A 24,882-nucleotide genomic window follows, 5' to 3' on the forward strand; every position below is an offset into this window, starting at 1 on the left:
CGCTATCATTCGCCGCATTCTTCGGGGGATTTGACTGATGCTTAATGGCCTGTGGCTTGGCTTCTTCATCGTGGCAGCCGTGTCGGCGCTGGCTCAGTGGCTGATTGGCGGCAACGCCGAAATTTTCGCGGCAATGGTGGAAAGCATTTTTGCCATGGCCAAGCTGTCGGTCGAAGTCATGGTGCTGCTGTTCGGCACCCTCACCCTGTGGCTGGGCTTTCTGCGCATCGCCGAGAAGGCCGGGATCGTCGAATGGCTGGCGAAAGTCCTTGGGCCGCTGTTCCTGCGGCTGATGCCGGAAGTGCCGGCCGGCCACCCTGCCCTTGGCCTGATCACCCTGAACTTCGCCGCCAACGGCCTGGGCCTGGACAACGCCGCCACGCCCATCGGCCTGAAAGCCATGAAGGCGCTGCAAGAGCTCAATCCCAGCGCCACCATCGCCAGCAACGCGCAAATCCTGTTTCTGGTGCTCAACGCCTCCTCCCTGACTCTGCTGCCGGTGACCATCTTCATGTACCGCGCGCAGCAAGGTGCGCCGGATCCCACCCTGGTGTTCCTGCCGATTCTGCTGGCAACCAGTTGCTCGACGATCGTCGGCTTTCTCTCAGTGGCGTTCATGCAGCGCCTGCGCATCTGGGACCCGGTGGTGCTGGCCTATCTGGTGCCCGGTGCGCTGATTCTCGGCGGTTTCATGGCCCTGCTCGGCACCCTTTCGGCCACCGCTCTGGCGGGATTGTCGTCGATCCTCGGCAATCTCACGCTGTTCGGGCTGATCATGCTGTTTTTGATCATCGGCGCTTTACGCAAAGTGAAGGTCTATGAGGCGTTCGTCGAGGGCGCGAAAGAAGGCTTCGACGTGGCAAAAAATCTGTTGCCGTATCTGGTGGCGATGCTCTGCGCGGTTGGCGTGTTGCGTGCGTCAGGTGCTCTGGATTTCGGCCTGGACGGTATTCGTCATCTGGTCGAATGGGCTGGCTGGGACACGCGCTTTGTCGATGCGCTGCCGACGGCGATGGTCAAACCGTTTTCCGGCAGCGCGGCGCGGGCGATGCTGATCGAAACCATGAAAACTTCGGGCGTCGACAGCTTCCCGGCCCTGGTCGCGGCGACGATTCAAGGCAGTACCGAGACGACGTTTTATGTGCTGGCGGTGTATTTCGGTGCGGTGGGGATTCAGCGCGCGAGACATGCGGTGGGCTGTGCGTTGCTGGCGGAGTTTGCCGGGGTCGTGGGTGCTATCGCCGTCTGCTACTGGTTCTTCGGCTGATCATAGATCCATTGTAGGAGTGAGCCTGCTCGCGATAGCGGCGTAGCAGTCACCGATGATGGCGACTGACACACCGCTATCGCGAGCAGGCTCACTCCTACAGGGGTTGTGGTGTGTCAGCGGGGTTGTGGAGCTAATTTCTGGCCTTGTTCGACGGCCCAGGCCACGACTTTCGCGGTAAGCCGATCACTGGCCTGGCCAAACCCGGCCACCACCGCCGGGACCTGCACATCGTTCAGCGGCTGGCGCTCTTCAAAGCGGCGGCTGGCGAGGATTCGTTGGTCATAACCGCGCACCAGCACTGCGTCGACCCGCACCACGACACCGGCCTGCGTGCCCTGATACTCCGTCTGAAACGCCTGCAAGCTGCCGCCCAGTTCCAGATCCGCCTGGAAGTTGCTGTCATCAGTGCTCAGCAACGTCACCCGACCATCACGCGCAAAGCCGTCGAGCAAGCGGTTACGCAGCAATACCGGCGCCGGATCGCTCCAGCGCGAGCCCTTGTAGCTGCTGATCATGTCGCCCTGGGGGATCACCGCAATACTCGGCCGATTCAATGCTTCGCTCGCCTGCCATTTATTCAAGCGCAGCGACCACGACTGAGCCGCCGCCGGACTGGCCGAGGCGGGCGCCTGCGCGGCGGGCAAGCGGTAGACATCCGAAGGCTCCGACTGGGGCAAAATCGAGCACGCGCCGAGCAGGCTCAACCCAGCGACGAGCAGGGCGATTCGAGTCAGTTTCATGGGGTGAATTCCTTGTTCTTGTCGCTGCCCAGCAGGTAACCGCTGGGGTTGGCCTCGAGGCGTTGGGAAATGGCGCGCAGCGAGGTCAGCGTCTCGCGCAGTTCGCGAATCGCCGGGGCCAGGCCGTTGAGGCCCTGCATGCCGTTGTCCAGCGAATTCTGGTTTTTGCTGAGCAAGCCGTTGATGGTCACGCTGCTTTGCTCCAGCGACTTCATCGCCTGTTCGGCACTGCCCAAGGCCTGTTTGCCCTGATCGTTGAGCAAGCCATTGGCGTTGCGCATCAGCAGCGAGGTCTGTTCGAGCATGCTGCCGGCCTGTTTGCCGACAGTCGCCAATTGCTGCATGGCCTGTTTGATGTCGCCGCGCTGGTCGTTGATCGTCCCGGTGGTCTGCTCGAGATGGGCGAGGGTGCTGCTGACGCGTTCGACGTTCTCGGCGGAAAACATCTGGTTGGCGTTGTGCAGCAGCGCGCTGATGCCTGTCATCAAGTCGCTGCTGTCGTTGAGCAGGCGCGAAATAGGCGAGGGCGAGGCGATGAGGGTCGGCAACTGACCGTCGTGACCGCGCAGTTTCGGACTCTCGGGCGTGCCGCCGCTGAGCTGGATGATCGAGGTGCCGGTGATGCCGGTCAGCGCCAGTTTGGCCTGAGTGTCTTCCTTGACCGGCGTGTCGCCAGCGAGGCGAATCCGCGCCAGGACTCGCCGTGGATCCTGCGGGTCGAGGCGCAGGCTGACCACGTCACCGACCTTGATCCCGCTGTACTGCACCGAACTGCCCTTGGACAGACCGCTGACCGCCTCGTTGAAGACCACTTCGTAATCCTTGAACTCGGTGTCGACGCTGGATTTGGCCAGAAACAGGCCGAAGAGCAGGGCGCCCGCCACGACGATTACCGTGAACAGGCCAATCAACACATGATGGGCTCGGGTTTCCATGTCAGACCTCGTTGAGCAGTTTGGCGGCGTCCAGCGCCGAGCGGCCGCGCGGGCCGTGGAAGTATCCATGAATCCAGGCGTCGTCGGTTTCCGAGACGACGTCGATGGGGCCGGCGACCAGCACCTTCTTCTGCGCCAGCACCGCCACGCGATCAGTGATGGTATAGAGCGTGTCGAGGTCGTGGGTCACCAGAAATACGCTCAGGCCCAGCGCGTCACGCAGGGTCAGGATCAATTGATCGAACTGCGCAGCGCCAATCGGATCGAGTCCGGCGGTGGGTTCGTCGAGAAACAGGATGTCCGGATCCAGCGCCAGGGCCCGCGCCAGTGCCGCGCGCTTGATCATGCCGCCGGACAGCGACGCCGGGTATTTATCCGCCGCAGACAGCGGCAGCCCGGCCAGTGCCAGTTTTACCGCCGCCAAGTGCTCGGCGTCATGGCGGCTGAGGCCGGCGTGTTCGATAAGGGGCAGGGCGACGTTCTCGGTCACGGTCAGCGAAGAGAACAGCGCGCCTTTCTGGAACAGCACGCCGAAGCGCCGTTCGATCAGCGAACGTTCATGTTCAGCCAGGCTCGGCAGGTTCTGGCCGAAGACTTTGACGCTGCCTTCGCTGGGCCGGTTCAGCCCGACAATGCTGCGCAGCAGCACCGATTTACCAGTGCCGGAGCCGCCGACCACGGCGAGAATTTCGCCTTTGTACACGTCCAGATCAAGGTTCTCGTGCACGCTCTGGCTGCCGAAGCGATTGCACAGGTCACGGACTTCAATCACCGCCTCGGAGGGCGCGCGGGGTAAACGACTCACCAGCCCATCTCCATGAAGAACAACGCGGCCACCGCGTCGAGCACGATCACCACGAAAATCGACTGGACCACGCTGGACGTGGTGTGAGCACCAACCGATTCGGCGCTGCCGCTGACCTTGAAGCCTTCCAGGCAGCCAATCGCCGCGATCAGGAAGGCGAAGATCGGCGCCTTCACCAGGCCCACCAGAAAATGCTGAATACCGATGTCCGATTGCAGCAGCGAGAGGAACATCGCCGGCGAAATATCCAGCGACACCGCGCAGACCACGCCGCCGCCAACAATCCCCGAGAGCATCGCCAGAAACGTCAGCATCGGCAGCGCCACCAGTAGCGCCAGCACGCGCGGCACCACCAGCAATTCGATCGGGTCGAGGCCGAGGGTGCGGATCGCGTCGATTTCTTCGTTGGCCTTCATCGAGCCGATTTGCGCGGTGAAGGCACTGGCGGTGCGCCCGGCCATCAGGATCGCGGTGAGCAGCACGCCAAATTCACGCAGGAACGAAAAGCCGACCAGATCCACGGTAAAAATCGTCGCACCGAAACTGGCCAACACCGTCGCACCGAGAAAGGCCACCACGGCGCCGACCAGAAAGGTCAGCAGCGCCACGATGGGCGCGGCGTCAAGGCCGGTCTGCTCGATGTGCGCAATCATCGGCGTAATGCGCCAGCGTCTGGGCCGAAACAGGCCACGGGCGATGACTTCCAGAATCAGCCCGACGAAGCCGAGCAACTGCATCGTGTCCTTCCACACCGTATCCACCGCACGGCCGATGCGCGTGAGCAGTTGCACGCTGACGCTGATTTCCGGCTCTTTGATCGGCACGCAAAAATCGTTCAGAGAGCAATACACCGTTTGCAGCAGCGCGCGGTCGGCGGTGGACAGGGTGCAATCAGGGTGTTCGGCGGATTTGCCCAGGCGCTCGGCACCGAGCAATTCGACCAGCAACGAGGCGCCGGCGGTATCGAGGGCGCCGAGGCCGTTCAGATCAATCGAGGTACTGCCGTCGTATTCGCCGTGCAGCTGTTCGCTCAGGCGTTTGAGTGCGGCGTAATGGGCGAGTGTCCAGTCGCCGGTGACCCGCAGGCGGGCGGGGCTGAGCGAGGTGTCCAGGTGGGCACTGCCGGGCGTTGGGCTGGTGGTCATAAGCTCCGTGCTTATACGGCTGTTACAAGAACCTACGTAATAGCACGAACCGGATTACTTTTCTTTGGCCGGTGTGCTGTCCGTGATGGCGAAGCGCAGCACGCCGATCAACTGGCCATCCTCGGTCAACACCCGCACCTGCCATTTGCCCGCCGGGTTGCCGGGGAAGTTCTGCTTGTGCGTCCACGCCCGGTAGCCTTCCTTGCGCCCGCCATGGATATCGAGGGCGATGCGATCGACCTCTTTGCCGTTGAATTGCCAGACGTGATAAATCCGCTCGTCGAGGCCACGCGGTGCGTTGATCGCGGTGTAGGCATAGAGCCCGCCGTTGCGGATCTGCTCGGCGCTGACGGTATCCAGGCTGGCGCCCGGGGTGCGGTCCTGCAGTTGCGTACTGATCGCCACGTCAGTCATCCACAGCGTCGCCGGCGGCACCCACGACCGCAGCGCCCAACCGACGCCGCCGATGCCGACGGTGATAAACAGAATGGCCAGGGCGTTACGCACGGTGCGGATCGGGAAGATCGACGCCAGGCTCGGGAACGACAGCAGCACGGCAATCCCCAGCGCCCATTTGAAACTCTGCGCGGTGGTCAGGTGCATGATCACCGGCAGCGCCGTGAGCAGGGCGGCGAACAGGGTCAGGGTGTGCAGCGCCAGAAACGCCCAGCGCCGTGGCGCCAGCCATTTGTAATAAAGCGGATCGACGATGGAGATCAGCGCGGCGACGCTGAGCAGGCCGGTGAAGATCAACTGGCCGCTGTTCCACGTCGTGGTGATAAAGAAAAACGGCAGAACGAAAAACAGGCTTTCCTGATGGATCATCTGCGTCGCGTAACGTAGCAACGGCTGGGGAATTTCGCGTTTGAAGATCCGCGTGAACAACCCGGTCAGGGTGTTCTCCAGCATCAGCCAGATCCAGCTGAGCAGCATGATCACGGTGATCCAGCTCGCCAGCCCCTGTTGGCGATCGACCAGAATGAAACTGCCGACCCCGGAGATGAAACCACCCGCCGCAATGACCCCGGGATAGCGCTTCATCAGTTCGAGAAGGCGCTGGATCAGGAGGGTAATTTTCGACATGGGGGCGATTCACGACAAGGTAGGGAAATACTCCGACAGAGTAGCGTCCGCCGGGCGTTGTGGCGAGGTTGCGGTCGCGGAAACCAACACATACCTCCTGTAGGAGTGAGCCTGCTCGCGATAGCGGTCTCATTCTCAAACTGATATCGACTGACACACCGCTATCGCGAGCAGGCTCACTCCTACAGGGGTTAGTGTTCGGCGGGTTTTCGGCGGTGAAGGCGCCAGCCGATCACGATCAGCAGCAACACACCGACGCCACCCGCCACCAGCCACAGCACCTGATCATCACTGATCAACGGCTTTTCGATCCTGAAATACCCCGGCTGCAACAGCAGCTCGCGCATGGCCTTGTTCGCTTCTTCCAACGTCACGCCTTGCAGCTCCCGTGCCGGGTTGGCGAAGCGGCCGTCCTCGTAGTCGTTCAGCGCACTCCAGTAAAAATCCGCCAGGGCGCTGTTGCCCTGCACGGCCCAGGCCTGGTGGGCGATGGCGGCTTGTTTGATGCGGGCGAAGGTGGTCGGGTCGAGGCCGTTTTTCAGCAGGTCGGCCTTGAGATCCTCGAGCACCTGGATGGCTTCGTCGACGTCATCGCGATCCAGGTCGGCATTGAGGCTCATGAAGCCGACGCCGCCAAACACTTCGCGCTCGGCCCACGGCCCGTAAGACAACCCATGGTTGAGGCGAATCTGCCGGTACAGCGCCCAGTCGAGGTAATCCTTGAGAATATCGAACGTCTCGTCGTGCTGATCGTCCAGCACCGGCTCCGGCACCAGCCAGTGCAGCTTGGCGCCATCGCCCATGAAACCACGGGTGAGGGTGCGCTCATGCGCGGCGCTGACGCGCAGGTCCGGCAGCGGACGATGTTCGCTCGGCTCGACGGCTTGCAACGCGCCCCAGGTGCGCTCCAGATACGCCGGCAGCAACTTGTCGAGCTCGCCGACGACGATCAGCGTCATGTTGTTCGGCGCGTACCAGGCTTGGCGCACTTTCTCCAGTTGCGCTTGGGTCAGGTGGCCGACTTCGGCGCGCTGCGGGCATTTCAGGCCCAGCTCGACCGCCAGTTGATTGCTCGCGGAGTGGCCCAGGTCCTGACGATCGAGGAAGCGGCGCAGGCGCGTGTAATGGCCGCCGTCCTCACGCTCGACCACGCGTTTGGCGGCGTTGATCGCGTTCTCGTCGATGCGTGTCTGGGTCAACAGCGCGAGCAGCAGGTCGAGGACCTTGCGCTGGTTTTTCGCCGGAGCCTCGATAACAAACGTGGTGTCGGCGTTACTGGTGAACGCGTTCCAGTCGCCACCGAGCGCCTGCATGCGTTCTTCCAGGCCGCCTTCGCCCGTGGCGTCGATGCCGCTGAACAGCAAGTGTTCGAGCAAGTGCGGCAGCTCTTTGTCTGCGCAATCGAAGTCATCGAGACCGACGCCGACCACCAGACGAATCGCCACGTGGCCGCGCTCGGTGCCGGGTTTGAGCAGCAACTGCAAACCGTTGGGCAACGCATAGCCTTCAACCTGAAAACGATCCAGGGCAAAAGCGGGCAGGGAACCGAGCAACAGACAGGCGAACAACAGGCAACGCATAACAGGCTTCCATACGGCTGATTTGGAGATCCGTGTCGTCAGTCAGACCGCTATCGCGAGCAGGCTCACTCCTACATTTGAAATACGCTCCCCTGTAGGAGTGAGCCTGCTCGCGATAGCGGTCTCAAGGGCTGAATCACTGTAACTGACTGACCCCAGCCCCAGACGTTCAAGGCGAATGCGTAATGTCGGCGATATCATCCACGGCCAGCGCCCCGGTATCCGCCGTTTCCAGCACCACATAGGCACTGCCGCAAAACAGCGAGTTCAGACGTTTCATATCGGCAATCAACTCCAGGTGCAGCGAACTGGTCTCAATACTCTGCACGACCTTGCGTTGCAAGCGGCTGACGTGGGCATGGGCCAAGCGTCGTTCTTGTGCGCGAAAGCGGCGTTTCTCGCGCAGCAACTGCCGGGCACTCTCCTTGTCGCCACTGAGAAACACCGACAGCCCCAGCCGCAGATTGGCGATCAGTTGCTGCTGCAGCCCGGCCAGATCTTCCAGGCCTTCCTCAGAGAACGAACGCCGTTGCGAGGTTTTCTGCTGCTGGATTTTGCGCAACATGCGCTCGATCAAATCAGCGCCCAGTTTCAGGTTGATCGCCAGTTCGATGATCTCGGCCCAACGCCGGCTGTCCTGCTCGCCGAGGTCCTCGCGCGGCATCTGCGCCAGGTAGAGCTTGATTGCGCTGTACAGCGACTCGATGTCGTCCGTCATCCGGCGAATTTCCTGAGTCACTGCCGTTTGCTTGCCGCGCAGGACATCAAGGCTGGCGTCGAGCATGTTGTCGAGCAGATCGCCCATGCGCAGGGTTTCTCGCGCGGCGTTGGCCAGCGCCAGACTCGGTGTCGACAGCGCCGTCGCATCGAGGTGACGGGGCTTGGCCGTGCCATTGACCTCCGGGCGCTCCGGCAACAGCCAGGCACACAGCCGCGCCATCGGCCCGACGCTTGGCAGCAGAATCAGGCAGCGCGCGGTGTTGTACAGCAGGTGAAAGCCGATGACCATTTCCTGCGGGCTGAAATCGAGGCTGTCGATCCAGTGCACCAGTGGATCAAGCACCGGGATGATCAGCAGCAGGCCGATCAGTTTGTACAACAGGCTGCCCAGCGCCACCTGGCGGCCGGCGGCGTTCTGCATGCTGGTGCTCATGAACGCAAGTATGCCGCTGCCGATGTTGGCGCCGATCACCAGACCGATCGCCACCGGTAAGCTGATCACCGCAGCGCCAGCCAGCGTGGCGGTGAGCAGCACGGCGGCGAGACTGGAGTAGGAAATCATCGCGAACAGCGCGCCGACCAGGGCGTCGAGCAGGATGTCGCCGGTCAGCGAGGCGAAGATCACCTTCACCCCTTGCGCATGGGTAATCGGCGCGGCGGCCTCGACGATCAATTGCAGCGCGAGAATGATCAGCCCCAGGCCGATCGACACCCGGCCCATCTGCCCGAGCCGCGTCTGCTTGCGCGAGAGAAAGAAAATCACCCCGAGGAAAATCAGCAGCGGCGACAGCCACGACAGATCGAAAGTCAGCACGCGCGCCATCAACGCCGTACCGACGTCGGCGCCGAGCATGGTCGCCAGTGCCGGGGTCAGCGCCATCAGGCCCTGGCCGACAAACGAGGTGACGAGCATGGCGGTAGCGTTGCTGCTTTGCACCATCGCCGTGACCAGAATGCCGGCGACAAACGCCAGCCATTTCTTCGACATGTTCTGGCCGATCACATGTCGCAGGTTGGTGCCGTAGACCCGCAAAATGCCGGTTCGGACGATGTGCGTACCCCAGATCAGCAGGGCGACGGCGGAGAGCAGATTGAGCAGGGTGAGCATGCAGACCCCCTGTAGTAGCAGCGCCCCAGAGGGGCAAGTGGACGGCACCGCGCGGTTTCTACGTGTTGGATACTTAAGCTGTAGTTGGCGAACGGTCTCGGCGCCAGCATTGCACAGCTAAAGCGTGGATTGAAACAAAAGTGTCATGGAAACAGGTGCACCCACCTCGCTGAAACGAACACAAATCCCTGTAGGAGTGAGCCTGCTCGCGATAGCGGTCTGTCAGCCGACATCAATTTTGAAGCATATGGCCCTATCGCGAGCAGGCTCACTCCTACAGGTTTGTGGTTTTGCAGGATCAATCGCTGAAGTGGTCTCTGCTCAGGCCAACGTCAATTAAATACCTGGCCGTCTTCACATTCCGCTCATCACATCGCCAATACGAACAACCAGAAAATCCATTGGAAAGTGAAAAGACGTCAGGCACACGAACAACAAGCAGAACACTGCTGTGCGCCAGCATCGACTGTGCCCCCCCGTAGCAATTTTTCACTTGCGACTTCGGTTATGAGCCGTATATCGCTTGCTCATTCGCTGTAGTAATCCTTTCCTACGCTGACATCGATCAGATACTTAGCTGTCTCCGGATCGCGCTCATTACAGCGGGCGTAACATTTGACGTTGAGCGCGAGACTGTACTTATGAGGGATCAAGAGCACTGCCACCTTGACGTGATCAAACAACTCGACCTGAAGCGCCTTTCGACTGGTTTCATCAGCCGTATTCACCCAAGGATTTGTCTCACTGTTCCACTCTACCCATCCGGCGCTTTTAAGATGGCTCTGAAGTTGATCAAGCACCGCCATGAGTTGGTCGAAGGGCAACGTTTCGAGCATCGGAGAGGTCGTCATATTCGAAACCTTTCCCTCGTCAAATCCGATTGAGGCGAATTTGGTGGCAGGCAACGTAAAGCCGTGCTCCGGGTCATCGAAATGGATAATAACTGGTGTGGAAATCCAGGCTGAGCTCGGATGCGGAGGGTTTCCAGGGTAAATCACAGTGTGAGCTGCCACGCTAAATGTGGAATCGGCAACTGTCGCATCGTAAGTCTTTCCGATATGAACTCGCAGGGTGTCCGTACCCCAAGTGGAATACGCGATTCCCGCCCCAATTAAAACAGCAGCGAGAATTATCACGAAGCGCTTTCTCGACAGCTGGATCACTGCACTCCCCCACCCTTAGAAATTTCTGTTATGGACTGCGTGAGTTTTGCTCGTGAAGCAGGGTCTTTGAGCAATGCATCGAACTGACTAGCCGCTCGGATGACGAACTCCATCCGTTGATCTTTGTCAGCCAAATTAGCCAGTGGGTTGCTACCAAATGCGACTTTTCTTTCGTCCGGAGCTTTGCATTGACTTGCAAGGGTCAACTGAATTTCCTCAGCGGCTCCTGACATAATTCCGGTAACCACGGATACCGCGTTGCCTGCGTGTGTCCCGCGCATCAGGTAGGAAAAGTGTGCATCGTCGTACATCGCTGGCTGCAAAATATTGATTTGTTCGTGCTGAGCCATGAACTCAACACTTTTCGAAATCCTTCCTTCATCAATGGCTTTGAACGTGTCACTGACTTGTGATTGCACCAGCCCAAATTCAACTTTACTGGAAATAGGCCACAGCACTTCGTTTTTAAGTTTATTGCGCAGCGGGAGACACGCTTGCATCTCTTTGAATCCCCGCACCATAAAAAATCGATGCAACGGATAAACGTCCAGAAACAGCGATGTATTACCCAGCGCCAACATCTCATACACATAGTCCAGCTGTTGCTGAACCACTGAACGTGGGTTGTCACCGAAGGTGATGTCCTCCGTCGGCATCGGATTGGCCGCCCGAGCCTTTTCCAGTTCCTGCTCTGCCTCGGGATTGGTCCTGCTGAATTTGAAGCCGAAACCTTCGAACAGCGTTTCAGATGGTGCGGTTCGGAGCTTTTCCTGTGCCGCCTTCTGTGCAGCGATGGCGGTTTGCAGTTTAGTGGCGTGGATCAGCCCACACCCCACCTGCTTCGAAGCAAACGCCGCCAACCCTGCCCACTGAAAACGGTTATCCGCCAACCACAACTGCGCGTACGCGGCGTTGATCTTACGGTTGCGAGCCTGGGGGTCAGCGATGAGGACGCCGCCGGGGGCGACCCAGTCTTCGGCTTCTTTCTGGAAGCGGCGCCACAGGCAGTTGCAGGTCAGCAGCGGGACTTCGACGCGGGTTTTCGGGTTGGGGCCGGCGGTGCTGGTTTCCCGTTTGCAGGCGGGCAGCTCACAGGTGCCGTCCCAGAGTTTTTTCATGTCCAGGTCGTCTGGCGCGATGCATTGTGCAGTCATTGTTTCTTCCTTGAAGCTCAGGCAGTCCAGCGTACGACGGCGAGATCGGGCTGCAGGGTCGCGACGCTCCGGGTCATGCCCTGCGCATTGGTCAGGCCTTTGACGATACGGCCTTCAGCAGTTTCGATTTCATAGCCCTGTTCAGCGATGGGTTCGCCGTTGCCGGCGCTGATCGCTTTGAATTCGACCAAGGGCTGGCCGATGATCGGCAACGGTGGAACGAACGGCGCAGGGGTGTGCGAGCTGCCGATAATCACATTACCGGAACCGCCAATCACGACGCCGCCATGGCTGGCGGTGCTGTCGATAGTCATGGCGTTCTTGCCGTTGATGAACACAGTCGACGAAAAGGCGCCGCTGAGCGCCTGGCCGCAGGTGCACTTGTCGCCGAGGCGGGCGGCGGCGAGGCCGTTGAAGAAGACGTTGCCGGAACCGCTGGCAATCGGGTTGGTGCCGTGGCCGGGAATTGGGCAAGTGGTCGGGTCCGTGACGCGCGCGGCGGGTTTTCCAGACATGAACGTTCCTTGTTTGTCGCTGAGGCGAGCAGGGACGCTAACGAGCGAAGGTCGGTGAGTCAACCTTTTCGGCCCGTTTCGAATGGATGCGATATGCCGCTGTGGGAGCGAGCCTGCTCGCGAATGCGTTGGGTCAGACAGCCTCTTCTTCGACCGATATGGCGCCTTCGCGAGCAGGCTCGCTCCCACAGGTTTGGTGTCTGATCTGGAGCGAAATTCGTTGTTGGGGATCCAGCAAGTCATCATGTTGGGTGAACTCGCCGTCAACCGCGTCCTCGACAACCTCGTGCCGCCAGCCTGAACACAGAAACAAATGTAGGAGTGAGCCTGCTCGCGATAGGGCCATCAGCTTCAACATCATTGTTGACTGACAGACCGCTATCGCGAGCAAGCTCACTCCTACAAGGGGTGTTGCCTGAAGACTACCGGGTTATTGGCCCGGCATATCCTTGCGCAGTTTCACCGGGTCCTGCTGCTTCTTTTTCCGGTCCATCGCGCCGCGCAACTTGATGTTGATCGCTTCCACCGCCAGCGAGAACGCCATGGCGAAGTAGACGTAGCCCTTTGGTACGTGCACGTCGAACGACTCGGCGATCAGCACGGTACCGACCACCAGCAGGAACGACAGCGCGAGCATTTTCAGCGACGGGTGCTTGTCGATGAATTCGCTGATCTTGCCCGACGCCAGCATCATCACCAGCACCGCAACGATAATCGCCGCAACCATGACCGGGACGTGGGACACCATGCCCACGGCGGTGATCACCGAGTCCAGCGAGAAGACGATGTCGATGATCGCGATCTGGATGATCGTGTAGAGGAAGTTGCCGCCCTTGCCCGAAGGCGCGTCGTCGCTTTCGTCTTCGCCTTCCAGCGCGTGGTACATCTCCTGCGAGCTTTTCCACAGCAGGAACAGGCCACCGAAGAACAGAATCAGGTCGCGGCCGGAGATGCCCTGGCCGAACACTTCGAACAGGTCGGCGGTGAGGCGCATGACCCAGGTGATCGAGAGCAGCAACAGGATCCGCGTGATCATTGCCAGGGCAAGACCGAAGATCCGCGTGCGCGCCTGCATGTGCTTGGGCATGCGGCTGACCAGGATCGAAATCATGATGATGTTATCGATACCGAGGACGATTTCCAGGGCGGTCAGGGTAAAGAAGGCAACCCAGATTTCGGGGTTGGTCAGCCATTCCATGTGTATTCCTTTGATGTGTTAAACCAAGACGCCAGCGGGCAGCTGGCGTGTTGGTGAGTTGATGCCGTTACAAAGTGCTGAACAGCGGGAAAGTTCCCAACAGCAGGGCGGCCACCAGTATGCACAGGCAGACCAGAACTGCCCACTTCAGGGTGAAACGTTGATGGTCACCGAACTCGATACCGGCCAGGGCCACCAGCAGGTACGTCGACGGAACCAGCGGGCTGAGCAAGTGGACGGGCTGACCGACGATCGAGGCACGTGCCATTTCCACAGCGGTGATGCCGTAGTGGCTGGCCGCTTCGGAAAGCACCGGCAACACGCCGTAGTAGAACGCGTCGTTCGACATGAAAAACGTGAACGGCATGCTCACCAGCGCCGTGATCACCGCCAGGTACGGGCCGAGGAAGTCCGGAATCACTGCCAGCAAACTTTTCGACATGGCGTCGACCATCCCGGTTCCCGACAGGATACCGGTGAAAATGCCCGCTGCGAAAATCAGACTGACCACCGACAGCACGCTGCCGGCGTGGGCCGCCACACGATCCTTCTGCATTTGCAGGCACGGGTAGTTGACGATCATCGCGATACTGAACGCCACCATGAACAGCACCGGCAACGGCAGCAGTCCGGCGATCAGGGTGCACATCAACACCAGGGTCAAGAGGCCGTTGAACCAGATCAGCTTCGGACGGCGGGCGTCGGGGAACTGCGACACGCTGATTTCGCTGTGATCGAGGTCATCGCCGATCAGGTGCAGTTCGCCCAGGCGCGCACGTTCACGCTTGCCGTAGAAGTAGGCAATGATCAGGATCGCCACCACACCGGCGCACATTGCCGGAATCATCGGCACGAAAATATCCGAAGGGTCGACATGCAGCGCACTCGCCGCACGGGCAGTCGGGCCGCCCCACGGGGTCATGTTCATTACGCCGCCGGCGAGGATGATCAGACCGGCCATGATCCGCGGGCTCATGCCGATGCGGCTGTACAGCGGCAGCATGGCGGCCACGCAGATCATGTAAGTGGTCGCGCCGTCACCGTCCAGGGAAACGACGAGCGCCAGCACGGCGGTGCCGACCGACACTTTCAGCGGGTCGCCCTTGACCAGCTTGAGGATCTTGCGCACCGCCGGGTCGAACAGGCCGGAGTCGATCATCAGGGCGAAATAGAGAATGGCAAACATCAGCATCACGCCGGTCGGCGCGAGCTTGGTGATGCCTTCGAGCATCATCGGGCCGATCTTCGGCGCGAAACCACCGAACAGGGCAAACAGGATCGGGATAATGATCAGAGCGATCAGCGCGGACAGGCGCTTGGTCATGATCAGGAACATGAACGTGATGACCATGGCAAAGCCAAGGAAAGTCAGCATGGGAATACTCCAGGCGTAGCGCGGCGAATGAAATGAGCGGATCGGGCGCGATCAGCGCAGAGCAGCAAGCACAAGGCGTACGGGCGGAGTGACAGCGAAGAGGCGGGTTACAGAGAACATCAGAATCACCATTGTTGTTGTTAATTGGGCCGGGCGTGCAAGCCATCACACGCGTTGGGCCAACCGGTCTGTTGCCGGAGGTGGGGCGATCCTAATCGCGGAAGCTTTCAGCTACCTTTCGGTAGCGAAAGCGTCGAATGAACGGTCAACCGGCTGTCGGTTGCGGCCAAAGTCAATGAATACGGAAACGGGAGCTTTCGGAATGAGCCAATTGCACAGCGGTGGTTGCCATTGCGGACATATCCGCTATCAGTTCAGCGGGGCGTTGCAGGACATCGCTCATTGTCATTGCTCGATCTGCCGCAAGGTCAGTGGCGGGATCGTCACGACGTGGATCACCGTGCCCTCAGCGAATTTTCGTTGGCTGGCCGGTACGCCGGCGCGTTACGACTCGTCGTCCAGTTGCAGGCGGTTTTTCTGCCCGAACTGCGGCGCACATCTGGCGCTGGTGACATCGCTCAGCCCGGACAGCATCGATGTGACCATCGCTACCCTGGAACACGCGGAGCGGGCTGCCGCCGAGCGGCATATCTGGACCGACAGCCAATTGCCGTGGCTGCACCTGGATGAGCACCTGCCCGGCGAAGCCGAAGAAACGCTTGATTAGAAAACCGACAAATCCAACCGCCGGACCGCGCCCATCCAGATCGCATGCTCGGTGTGATCAAGCAAATCATTGCCCGTGTCCGGGTGCAGGAACACCACCAGGCCTTTGCGGTGGAGCGCAAGCCACGGCAATACCTCGCCAAGGAGCTCTGGACCGAAGGCCAGTTGGCAGCTCCAGTCGGGGTGCGGTCCCACCGGACGCTCATGTACACGGCCCATTTTCACGGCGAACAACTGCACAGCCTGTTCGCACAAGGCGCGCGCCTGCTCGATGGTTTGTGCATCGAAATAGACATGGGCGTGGTAGCCCTTGATCGCTTGCATGTGTACCTCTTCTGAATCGGTTCGAACCCTTGGCGGTTTCCACCGTCACAGGCCATATAGGACAACGATAAGGAAAACAGCCATGAAAAATGCCGAAACCCCGGCGATGAAAGTGGCGCTCTATGGTGCCATGGCCAGCCTGGGCGGTGCGTTGATGGCTGAATTGCTGCGTCGCCAGCACGAAGTCATCGCCATTCTCGACGATCTCACCGCGCTCGCGCCGCGCCCTGGGCTGCGCACTAAAACCGGCGATCTGTTCGACGCCGAGCGGGTCAATCAGAGTGTCGCCGGCAGTTCGGCAGTGATCTGCCTGCTGGACGCGCCGGGTTTGCCCTTCAATAGTGACCACGTTGAGCGTTCGGTAACGCTCGGGCCGGTCGAACAAGTGCTGGCCGTCGACGCGTTGGTTGAAGGCTTGCAACTGGCCAGCGTGCCGCGCTTGTTTCTGATCGGCAATTTCGGCGTACTCGACGAGCCGGACAGCGACGAGCGCCTGCAACGCCATGCTGCCGAAGAAATGCTCGAGGCCGTACAAAGCAGCTCACTGCGCTGGACTTTGGTCAATGCGCCGCATGGCGTGGCCGGATTGACGATTGAGCATTTCAGCCAGGTCGGCGGCAATCTTGAGCCGGGTCTGACCGAACCGCTGGAGCGCTTGAATCGCGTCGCGGTGGGGATTGCCGATGAGCTGCGGCTGAATCTGCATGTGGGGGAGCATGTGAATTTCGTGGCGGCTTCAGCGATCTCTTGATCTTCATACCGCAATCGAGGGCAAGGCCAGACCGTTGAGCGATTCGGCGCTGCTGGCCTGCTCGGACATCAACCAGTCGACAAACTGCTGGATCAGCGCCCCGCGGCGTTTGCGTTGCGGCAGCACCACGTAATACCCGAGTCGCGACAACGTGGTTTGCGCCAGCGGCCGGCACAGCAGACCCTGGACCAGCAAGTTATCCACAAGGTGGCGCCAGCCGATCGCCACGCCCTGACCACCAATCGCCGCTTGAATCAGCAAGGTGTAATTGTCGAAACGCAACTGCCCCGGTGCCGGCGGCGTGGTGATGCCCAGTTCGCGAAACAGACCACTCCAGTCAAACCAGTTGCTGCTGTTTTCCCCGCGCAAGTGCAGCAGCGGAAACTCCAGCAGCGCCTGGGCGGGCAGGGGCAATGGACGATCCTTGAGTAATTGCGGACTGCACACCGGGAAGACCTCCTCGCTGAAGAGCCAATGGCTTTCGCCTTGCTTGAATCGACCGTCGCCAAACAGGATGGCCACATCGATATCGGTGCGCAGCATGTTGTGGTTGCGCTCGCTGGTGACCAGGCTGACGTCGACCTGAGGATTGGCGGCATGGAAGCGGTGCAAACGCGGCATCAGCCAATACGCGGCGAAGGCAAAATCCGTGGCGACCTGCAGCACTTCGTGCTGCTGCTGTGCGCTGATCGCGCTTAATCCGGCGTCGATATGGTGCAAACCGAGGGCCACTTGCTCAAACAGCAGGGCGCCGACCTCGGTCACTTCGATCCCCCGATAAATCCGATCGAACAGCCGCGCGCCGAGCTGCTCTTCCAACCGCTTGATTTGCTGGCTGATCGCCGGTTGTGTGGTGCCCAGCTCCACCGCTGCCGCCGTGAAGCTGCGATGGCGAGCGGCGGCTTCGAAGGCGCGCAGCAGGTCGAGGGACAGGCTTCCCAAGGCTTCATACATAAGCTGTGCTTATCCTAGTCATTGCCCGGCGCGGGCTTTACCCGATCCAGCATGGACTCCATGCTGGATCGCAGCAATGTCGCATAAATATTCACTATGGAATGCCGCGATCAGATGAAGCGCAAGAATATCCTGTTCATCATGGCCGATCAGATGGCCGCGCCCCTGTTGCCTTTCTACGGCCCGTCGCCGATCAAATTGCCAAACCTTTCGCGCCTCGCCGCGCAGGGCGTGGTGTTCGACGCGGCGTATTGCAACAGCCCGTTGTGTGCGCCGTCGCGCTTCACCCTGGTCAGCGGCCAATTGCCAAGCAAAATCGGCGCCTACGACAACGCCGCCGATTTTCCCGCTGACATCCCGACCTACGCTCACTATCTGCGTCGCCTCGGCTATCGCACCGCGCTGTCGGGCAAGATGCATTTCTGCGGCCCCGATCAACTGCACGGCTATGAAGAACGCCTGACCAGCGACATTTATCCGGCCGATTACGGTTGGGCTGTGAACTGGGACGAACCGGATGTGCGGCCGAGTTGGTATCACAACATGTCGTCGGTCTTGCAGGCAGGGCCGTGCGTGCGTACCAACCAGCTCGACTTCGACGAAGAGGTGGTGTTCAAGGCGCAGCAGTATCTGTTCGATCACATTCGCGAGGAGGGCGATCAGCCGTTCTGCCTGACCGTGTCGATGACGCACCCCCACGATCCGTACACGATTCCCAAGGCATTCTGGGATTTGTATGACGACAGCGATATTCCGCTGCCGACAACGCCGGATCAGCACGAACTCGATCCGCACTCGCAACGCCTGCTCAAGGTCTACGACCTGTGGGACAAGCCGCTGCCTGTGGATAAGATTCGCGACGCACGCCGGGCCTACTTCGGTGCCTGCAGCTACATCGACGCCAATGTCGGCAAACTTCTGCAGACCCTCGAAGAAACCGGGCTGATCAACGACACCATCATTGTTTTCTCCGGCGATCACGGCGACATGCTTGGCGAGAAAGGCCTCTGGTACAAAATGCACTGGTACGAAATGGCCGCGCGGGTACCGCTGCTGATCAGTGCGCCCGGGCAGTTTGGCGCCGGTCGCGTCAGCGCTGCGGTTTCCACCGCCGATTTGCTTCCGACCTTCGTCGAACTGGCCGGCGGCACGCTGCAGCCGGGCCTGCCACTGGACGGCCGTTCACTGGTGCCGCACCTGCAAGGGCAGGGCGGCCATGACGAGGTGTTCGGCGAATACATGGCCGAAGGCACCGTCAGTCCGCTGATGATGATCCGCCGTGGCGCCTACAAATTTATCTACAGCGAAAGCGACCCGTGCCTACTCTTCGATGTGCATAACGATCCGCACGAAAGGGAAGAGCTGAGCCAGTCACCGCAACATCGTCAGCTGTTTGAAGACTTTCTCGCGCAAGCGCGGGCCAAATGGGACATTCCGGCGATCCATCGGGACGTACTTGCCAGCCAGCGCCGACGCCGTTTCGTCGCCGACGCCTTGACCATCGGCAAGCTGAAGAGCTGGGACCACCAGCCGCTGGTCGATGCCAGTCAGCAATACATGCGCAACCACATCGACCTTGATGATCTGGAGCGCAAAGCCCGTTATCCACAACCCTGCCAAAACCAATAATCTCAAGGGGAAGTCCATGCGCAAGTTATCCACAGCAGTGACCGTCGGCCTGATCGCGTTGAGCAGCGCCTCGGCCTTCGCCGAGCAAGGCTGCGAAACCGTGAAAATGGCCGATCCGGGCTGGAGCGACATCGCCGCGACCAATGCCATCACCGGGTTTCTGCTGGACGGCATGGGCTACAAGGCCAAGGTCGATACCCTCGCGGTGCCGATCACCTTCGGCGGCTTGAAGGACGGCCAGGTCGATGTGTTCCTCGGCAACTGGATGCCGGCGCAACAGGGTTTCTACGACAAATTCGTCGCCACCGGCGATGTCACGCAACTGGCGAAGAACCTCGAAGGCACCGAATTTACCCTCGCCGTACCCGATTATGTCTGGGAGGCGGGTGTGCATGATTTCGCCGATCTGAACAAGTTCGCCGACAAGTTCGACAAGAAGATCTATGGCATCGGTTCGGGCGCACCGGCGAACATCTCGTTGCAGGACATCATCAAGAAAAACGACTTCAACATGGGCCAGTGGAAACTGATCGAATCCAGCGAGCAGGCGATGCTCGCCGAAGTATCGAGGGCGGTGAAAAAGCAGAAATTCGTCACCTTCCTCGGCTGGACGCCGCACCCGATGAACGTGCAACTGAAGATGCGTTACTTGAAGGGTGGCGAAAAGTACTTCGGTGACACCGGCAGCGTATTCACCCTGACCCGCAAGGGCTACGCGGAGGCTTGCCCGAATGTGGGTAAATTGCTGACCAATCTTTCGTTCACTCAGGAAATGGAGAACAGCATCATGGCCGAGGTGGTGAACAAGAAGATCAGCAATGCCGAAGCCGCCAAGGCGTGGATAAAGGCCAATCCCGCGGTGTTGGATAAGTGGCTGGATGGCGTGAAGACTGTGGATGGCAAGGATGCGTTGGCGGCGGTGAAAGCCAAACTGTAATGCTATCTGACTGTCGACCACTTGCCTGTGGCGAGGGGATTTATCCCCGATCGGCTGCGAAGCAGTCGCAAGCCCCATGAACTCGATATACCTGACTCACCGAGAACTCTGGGTTTGGGGCCGCTTCGCGGCCCATCGGGGATAAATCCCCTCGCCACAATGATTGCTGTGTCCTGATAGGCTTGCCTGAAAACCCCAACCGCGAGGACCCATGGCCTTCCCCAGCCGTCACTCACTGTTCCCCTTCCTCGCCTGGCTGCCCCGGCAAACCCGTGCCAGCGTCGGACGGGATCTGGTCGTCGGCCTTAGCGGTGCGATTCTCGCCTTGCCCCAGTCGATTGCCTACGCGCTGATCGCCGGCCTGCCCCCCGAATACGGCCTGTACGCTGCGATTATTCCGGTACTGATCGCCTGCCTCTGGGGGTCGTCCTGGCACCTGATCTGTGGTCCGACGGCGGCCATTTCGATTGTGCTGTATGCCAGCATCAGTCCGCTTGCCATGCCGGCTTCCGAGGATTACATCACGTTGATTCTGTTGCTGACTTTCCTCGCCGGGATTTTTCAGTGGCTGCTGGGTTTACTGCGCTTCGGCGCGCTGGTGAATTTCGTTTCGCATTCGGTGGTGCTCGGCTTCACCCTCGGCGCAGCGGTGGTGATTGCCATCGGCCAATTGCCGAATCTGTTGGGACTTGAGTTGCCGGCCAGTGCCACGGCCCTTGCCAGCCTGATGGATCTGCTGCGCCACCTCGGCGCTGTGGATAACCCGTCGCTGATGCTTGGCGCGGCGACGGTGGTGCTCGGCGTGGTGTTGAAACGCCTGTTGCCACGCTGGCCAACCCTGCTGATCACCTTGGTGCTGGCCAGTCTGTGGGTGTGGTTGTGGCCGGCGATGTTCGCGCATGTGCATCTGGTCAGCGCCTTTGTCGGGCGCTTGCCGCCCTTCAGTGCGCTGCCGCTGGATCTGGATCTGGTCCTGCGGTTGCTGCCCAGCGCCGTGGCCGTCGGCATGCTCGGGCTGGTCACCAGTCTGTCGATTGCCCGTTCGATTTCGGCGCGCTCGCAACAACTGCTCGATGCCAATCAGGAAGTGCGTGCCCAAGGCTTGTCGAATATGGTCGGTGCGTTTTTTTCCGGATCGTTGTCGGCGGGGTCATTTACCCGTTCCGGTCTGAGCTACGAAGCAGGCGCCTGCTCGCCGCTGGCCGGGGTGTTTTCAGCGCTGTGGGTGGCGCTGTTCGCGCTCTTCGGTGCAGGGTTGATCGCGCAGATTCCGATCCCGGCCATGGCCGGCAGCATTTTGTTGATCGCCTGGGGCCTGGTGGACCATCGGGGCATTCGCGCCTTGTGGCGGGTCAGCCGCGCCGAATTCGTGGTGATGGGCCTGACGTGTCTGGCGACACTGCTGCTGGAATTGCAGACGGCCATTTACGCCGGGGTGCTGGCCTCGTTGTTCTTCTACCTCAAACGTACCTCGCAACCGCGGGTGCAGCATTGGCGCGATGGTGAAGACGATGTGCTGCGGGTCGGGGGGTCAATTTTTTTCGGCGCCAGCCATTACTTGCAGGTGCGCCTGCAACGCCTGCACGGCACGCGGGTAGTGATCGAGGCGCAGCAGATCAACTTCATCGACTATTCAGGGGTGGAAATGCTGCATCAGGAGGCACGGCGCCTGCTGCGCCAGAATCGCAGCCTGACCTTGCGCCGCGCGCGGCCGCAGGTGGTGGAGGAGTTGCGGAAACTGGAAGGGGCAGAGAAATGCCCGATCCGCTTTGAAGACTGAACATCACATACCCCTGTAGGAGTGAGCCTGCTCGCGATAGCGGTGTATCAGTTGAAACATTTATATCTGACCCACCGCTATCGCGAGCAGGCGAAGGCCTACAGGGAATTATTGCGCTAGCTGGCGGCGTAGCTCGGCCAGTACCGGCGCCGTATCCGGGCGCACCCCGCGCCACAGGAAAAACGCCTCGGCCGCTTGCTCCGCCAGCATTCCCAGGCCATCCATCGAGACCGCCGCGCCGTGCTCACGGGCCCAGCGGCAGAACGCGGTCGGCTCCTTGCCGTACATCATGTCGTAGCACAAGGTTTTACCTGCTTCGATCAGACTCGGCGCGATGGGCGGCACATCACCGGTAAGGCTGGCCGACGTGGCGTTGATGATGACGTCCACCGGCTCGCGCAACCAGTCAAAGCCACTGGCCGACACCGGTCCCAGGTCGCTGAACAATTCAGCCAGCAACTCCGCCTTGTCCACTGTACGGTTGGCGATGATGACCGATGCCGGTCGCTCCGCCAGCAACGGCTCCAGCGCCCCACGCACTGCACCACCGGCGCCAAGCAACAGGATGCGCTTGCCAGTCAGGCTGAACCCGGCATTCACCGTCAGATCGCGCACCAGCCCGGCGCCATCGGTGTTGTCGCCGAGCAGTGACCCGTCGTCCAGTTTGCTCAAGGTATTCACCGCACCGGCTCGCTGCGCGCGCGCGGTCAGGCTGTTGGCCAGACGGTAAGCGTCTTCCTTGAACGGCACGGTGACATTGGCGCCGCGGCCTTCCTGAAAGAATGCCGTGGCGCAACCGGAAAAATCATCCAGCGGCGCCAGCAGCGTGCTGTAGTCCAGCTGCTGGCCGGTCTGTTCGGCGAACAGCTTGTGAATCATCGGCGATTTGCTGTGGCCGATCGGGTTACCGAAAACGACGTAACGATCCATCGAAGGTCCTCAGGCCTGGGCCAGCCAATCGCGGTCTTGCAGGAAGTAGTCGGTCAGGCGCGCTTCTTCGCTGCCCGGTTCGGCCTTCCAGTCGTAGCCCCAGCGCACTTGGGGCGGCAGCGACATCAGGATCGACTCGGTACGCCCGCCCGATTGCAGCCCGAACAGCGTGCCACGGTCGTAAACCAGGTTGAATTCGACGTAACGGCCACGACGAAACTCCTGGAACTCGCGCTGCTGCGCAGTGAACGCAGCGTTCTTGCGGCGTTGCACGATGGGCAGGTACGCCTCGATGTAGGCGTCGCCGATGGCACGCATGAAGGCGAAGCTGGTGTCGAAGTCCCATTCGTTCAGGTCATCGAAAAACAGACCGCCGATCCCACGCGGTTCATGCCGATGCTTGATGTGGAAGTAGGTATCGCACCAGGCCTTGTAGCGCGGATAGACGTCCGCGCCGAACGGTGCGCACGCTTGCGCGGCGACACGGTGCCAATGAATGCAGTCTTCTTCGTTGCCATAGTAAGGGGTCAGATCGAAGCCGCCGCCGAACCACCAGACCGGCTCTTCACCTTCCTTCTCGGCAATGAAAAAGCGCACGTTGGCGTGGGACGTCGGCACGTGCGGATTGTGCGGGTGAATCACCAGCGACACGCCGAGGGCTTCAAAACCGCGACCGGCCAATTCCGGACGATGAGCGCTGGCCGAGGGCGGCAGACCGCTGCCGAAGACGTGAGAAAAGTTGACGCCGCCCTTTTCGATCAGCGTGCCGTTCTCGATCACGCGCGTGCGACCGCCACCGCCGGCAGGCCGGGTCCAGGCGTCTTCGACGAAGCGCGTGCCGCCGTCCTCGGTTTCGAGCGCGGCGCAAATGCGGTCTTGCAGGTCGAGCAGATAGGCCTTTACGGCGTCGGTGCGGGTCGTCATGGCATCACCTTGGATCGAGCGGCGCCCCAGGCAGGCGGGCAGCGCAAATGGGCGCGTAGCATACCATCGCAGACTGGCGCGCCGCAGTTGACGAAGATCAACCAGGGGAGTTGCATAGGGGCCTCGCAACAATCCCAAGGAGAGCAGGCAGATGGCAAAGCGTATCCAGTTCCGCGCCCATGGCGGTCCCGAAGTGCTCGAGTATGTTGACTACGAACCTGCCGCGCCCGGACCGAATCAGGTGCGCGTGGCCAACCAGGCGATTGGCCTGAATTTCATCGACACTTATTACCGCAGCGGGCTGTATGCGCCGCCCGCCTTGCCGTCCGGCCTGGGTGCCGAAGGCGCCGGTATTGTTGATGCGGTGGGCAGCGAGGTCACCCGGTTCAAGGTCGGTGACCGCGTGGCGTATGGCAGCGGCCCGTTGGGGGCTTACAGCACGCAACACGTTTTGCCCCAGGACAATCTGGTGCACCTGCCTGACGAAATCAGCTTCGAAACCGCTGCCGGGGTAATGCTCAAGGGTCTCACCGTGCAATACCTGCTGCGCCAGACCTACGAATTGAAGGGAGGCGAAACCATTCTGTTCCACGCCGCTGCCGGCGGCGTCGGGTCACTGGCCTGCCAATGGGCCAAGGCGCTGGGGGTGAAACTGATCGGCACGGTCAGTTCGAAAGAAAAGGCTGAACTGGCGAAGGCTAACGGCGCATGGGCAACCATCGATTACAGCCATGAAAACGTAGCCGAGCGCGTACTGGCGTTGACCGATGGCAAGAAAGTCCCGGTGGTGTACGACGGGGTCGGCAAGGACACCTGGCTGACGTCGCTGGACAGCGTCGCACCGCGCGGGCTGGTAGTGAGCTTCGGTAATGCGTCAGGTGCGGTGGACGGCGTGAACCTGGGCATTCTGGCGGCGAAAGGCTCGCTGTACGTCACCCGTCCGACCCTGGCGACGTACGCCAATAACGCCGACAACCTGCAACGCATGGCGGATGAGCTGTTCGAGATGATCATCAGCGGCAAACTCAAGGTGGACATCAGCCAGCGCTACTCGCTGGCTGATGCGGCAAAAGCACAAACCGAACTGTCGGCACGGCGCACCACCGGTTCCACCGTTCTGCTGCCCTGAACCAGTT

Annotated in this window: 23 protein-coding genes and 1 pseudogene; 8 read left to right on the top strand and 16 right to left on the bottom strand. The window is 60.6% G+C overall.

Annotation, left to right across the window (positions count from 1 at the left end; genetic code table 11):
- The first annotated feature begins 37 nt into the window (after positions 1-37).
- Positions 38-1,267, top strand: coding sequence for a nucleoside recognition domain-containing protein (locus HU739_RS17380; RefSeq protein WP_186546267.1), 1,230 nt, complete (start codon positions 38-40; stop codon positions 1,265-1,267).
- Positions 1,268-1,383: 116 nt separating this feature from the next.
- Here HU739_RS17380 and HU739_RS17385 read toward each other — a convergent pair whose 3' ends face one another.
- From HU739_RS17385 to HU739_RS17430, 10 genes are all read right to left on the bottom strand, one after another.
- Positions 1,384-2,010 carry an ABC-type transport auxiliary lipoprotein family protein gene (locus tag HU739_RS17385; protein WP_186546266.1) on the bottom strand — a complete coding sequence of 209 codons (627 nt, stop codon included), beginning with the start codon at positions 2,008-2,010 and terminating at the stop codon, positions 1,384-1,386.
- A complete protein-coding gene (locus HU739_RS17390; RefSeq protein WP_186546265.1) occupies positions 2,007-2,945 on the bottom strand; it encodes an MlaD family protein in 939 nt (312 codons plus the stop codon). The genes HU739_RS17385 and HU739_RS17390 overlap by 4 nt, the downstream gene beginning before the upstream one ends.
- 1 nt (position 2,946) lies before the next feature.
- On the bottom strand, positions 2,947-3,750 hold the full coding sequence (locus tag HU739_RS17395; RefSeq protein ID WP_186546264.1) for an ABC transporter ATP-binding protein: 804 nt from the start codon (positions 3,748-3,750) through the stop codon (positions 2,947-2,949).
- Positions 3,747-4,895, bottom strand: coding sequence for an ABC transporter permease (locus tag HU739_RS17400; RefSeq protein WP_186546263.1), 1,149 nt, complete (start codon positions 4,893-4,895; stop codon positions 3,747-3,749). The genes HU739_RS17395 and HU739_RS17400 overlap by 4 nt, the downstream gene beginning before the upstream one ends.
- A 54-nt stretch (positions 4,896-4,949) precedes the next feature.
- Positions 4,950-5,978 carry a DUF5924 family protein gene (locus tag HU739_RS17405; protein ID WP_186546262.1) on the bottom strand — a complete coding sequence of 343 codons (1,029 nt, stop codon included), beginning with the start codon at positions 5,976-5,978 and terminating at the stop codon, positions 4,950-4,952.
- A 191-nt stretch (positions 5,979-6,169) separates the two neighbouring features.
- Positions 6,170-7,558 carry a M16 family metallopeptidase gene (locus HU739_RS17410; protein WP_186546261.1) on the bottom strand — a complete coding sequence of 463 codons (1,389 nt, stop codon included), beginning with the start codon at positions 7,556-7,558 and terminating at the stop codon, positions 6,170-6,172.
- Between the two features lie 169 nt (positions 7,559-7,727).
- Positions 7,728-9,386, bottom strand: a complete 1,659-nt coding sequence (locus HU739_RS17415) for a Na/Pi cotransporter family protein (protein ID WP_186546260.1) — start codon at positions 9,384-9,386, stop codon at positions 7,728-7,730.
- 527 nt (positions 9,387-9,913) lie between these two features.
- Positions 9,914-10,549 (bottom strand): hypothetical protein, encoded by a 636-nt coding sequence (locus tag HU739_RS17420; protein ID WP_225922741.1) that lies wholly within the window; start codon positions 10,547-10,549, stop codon positions 9,914-9,916.
- Positions 10,546-11,703, bottom strand: a complete 1,158-nt coding sequence (locus tag HU739_RS17425) for a DUF2515 family protein (protein WP_186546259.1) — start codon at positions 11,701-11,703, stop codon at positions 10,546-10,548. The genes HU739_RS17420 and HU739_RS17425 overlap by 4 nt, the downstream gene beginning before the upstream one ends.
- Before the next feature lie 17 nt (positions 11,704-11,720).
- Complete coding sequence (locus HU739_RS17430; RefSeq protein WP_186546258.1) at positions 11,721-12,218, bottom strand: PAAR domain-containing protein; 498 nt, start codon at positions 12,216-12,218, stop codon at positions 11,721-11,723.
- Between the two features lie 211 nt (positions 12,219-12,429).
- On the opposite strand from HU739_RS17430, the pseudogene HU739_RS27080 reads away from it, so the two are divergent.
- Positions 12,430-12,519, top strand: a pseudogene (locus tag HU739_RS27080) (DUF6124 family protein); the annotation flags it as partial.
- A 129-nt stretch (positions 12,520-12,648) separates the two neighbouring features.
- Here HU739_RS27080 and HU739_RS17435 read toward each other — a convergent pair.
- A complete protein-coding gene (locus tag HU739_RS17435; protein WP_186546257.1) occupies positions 12,649-13,416 on the bottom strand; it encodes a TerC family protein in 768 nt (255 codons plus the stop codon).
- Between the two features lie 67 nt (positions 13,417-13,483).
- Positions 13,484-14,791, bottom strand: a complete 1,308-nt coding sequence (locus HU739_RS17440) for a CitMHS family transporter (protein ID WP_186546256.1) — start codon at positions 14,789-14,791, stop codon at positions 13,484-13,486.
- Between the two features lie 322 nt (positions 14,792-15,113).
- Here HU739_RS17440 and HU739_RS17445 point away from each other — a divergent pair, with 322 nt between their 5' ends.
- On the top strand, positions 15,114-15,518 hold the full coding sequence (locus HU739_RS17445) for a GFA family protein (RefSeq protein WP_186546255.1): 405 nt from the start codon (positions 15,114-15,116) through the stop codon (positions 15,516-15,518).
- On the opposite strand, the gene HU739_RS17450 is transcribed toward HU739_RS17445, so the two are convergent.
- Positions 15,515-15,841, bottom strand: coding sequence for a DOPA 4,5-dioxygenase family protein (locus HU739_RS17450; RefSeq protein ID WP_186546254.1), 327 nt, complete (start codon positions 15,839-15,841; stop codon positions 15,515-15,517). The genes HU739_RS17445 and HU739_RS17450 overlap by 4 nt on opposite strands.
- An 82-nt stretch (positions 15,842-15,923) precedes the next feature.
- Here HU739_RS17450 and HU739_RS17455 point away from each other — a divergent pair, with 82 nt between their 5' ends.
- Positions 15,924-16,592, top strand: a complete 669-nt coding sequence (locus tag HU739_RS17455; protein ID WP_186546253.1) for an NAD(P)-dependent oxidoreductase — start codon at positions 15,924-15,926, stop codon at positions 16,590-16,592.
- Between the two features lie 3 nt (positions 16,593-16,595).
- Here HU739_RS17455 and HU739_RS17460 read toward each other — a convergent pair whose 3' ends face one another.
- Positions 16,596-17,546, bottom strand: coding sequence for a choline sulfate utilization transcriptional regulator (locus HU739_RS17460; RefSeq protein ID WP_186546252.1), 951 nt, complete (start codon positions 17,544-17,546; stop codon positions 16,596-16,598).
- 114 nt (positions 17,547-17,660) lie between these two features.
- Between HU739_RS17460 and betC the strand changes: the two genes are divergently transcribed.
- The 3 genes from betC (at position 17,661) to HU739_RS17475 (ending at position 21,892) form a co-directional block, all read left to right on the top strand.
- The gene (betC, locus tag HU739_RS17465; protein WP_186546251.1) at positions 17,661-19,175 is read left to right on the top strand and encodes a choline-sulfatase; all 1,515 of its coding nucleotides are present in this window, start codon (positions 17,661-17,663) and stop codon (positions 19,173-19,175) included.
- Positions 19,176-19,191: 16 nt separating this feature from the next.
- Positions 19,192-20,112 (top strand): choline ABC transporter substrate-binding protein, encoded by a 921-nt coding sequence (gene choX / locus HU739_RS17470; RefSeq protein ID WP_186546250.1) that lies wholly within the window; start codon positions 19,192-19,194, stop codon positions 20,110-20,112.
- 211 nt (positions 20,113-20,323) lie between these two features.
- Complete coding sequence (locus HU739_RS17475) at positions 20,324-21,892, top strand: SulP family inorganic anion transporter (protein ID WP_186546249.1); 1,569 nt, start codon at positions 20,324-20,326, stop codon at positions 21,890-21,892.
- A gap of 108 nt (positions 21,893-22,000) precedes the next feature.
- On the opposite strand, the gene aroE is transcribed toward HU739_RS17475, so the two are convergent.
- A complete protein-coding gene (gene aroE / locus HU739_RS17480) occupies positions 22,001-22,822 on the bottom strand; it encodes a shikimate dehydrogenase (RefSeq protein WP_186546248.1) in 822 nt (273 codons plus the stop codon).
- Positions 22,823-22,831: 9 nt separating this feature from the next.
- Positions 22,832-23,746, bottom strand: a complete 915-nt coding sequence (gene hemF, locus HU739_RS17485) for an oxygen-dependent coproporphyrinogen oxidase (RefSeq protein ID WP_186546247.1) — start codon at positions 23,744-23,746, stop codon at positions 22,832-22,834.
- A 151-nt stretch (positions 23,747-23,897) separates the two neighbouring features.
- Here hemF and HU739_RS17490 point away from each other — a divergent pair, with 151 nt between their 5' ends.
- A complete protein-coding gene (locus HU739_RS17490) occupies positions 23,898-24,875 on the top strand; it encodes a quinone oxidoreductase family protein (RefSeq protein WP_186546246.1) in 978 nt (325 codons plus the stop codon).
- Positions 24,876-24,882 lie beyond the last annotated feature (7 nt).

Origin of the sequence: Pseudomonas hamedanensis (genome assembly GCF_014268595.2) — a bacterium.
Classification (GTDB): Bacteria; Pseudomonadota; Gammaproteobacteria; order Pseudomonadales; family Pseudomonadaceae; genus Aquipseudomonas; species Aquipseudomonas hamedanensis.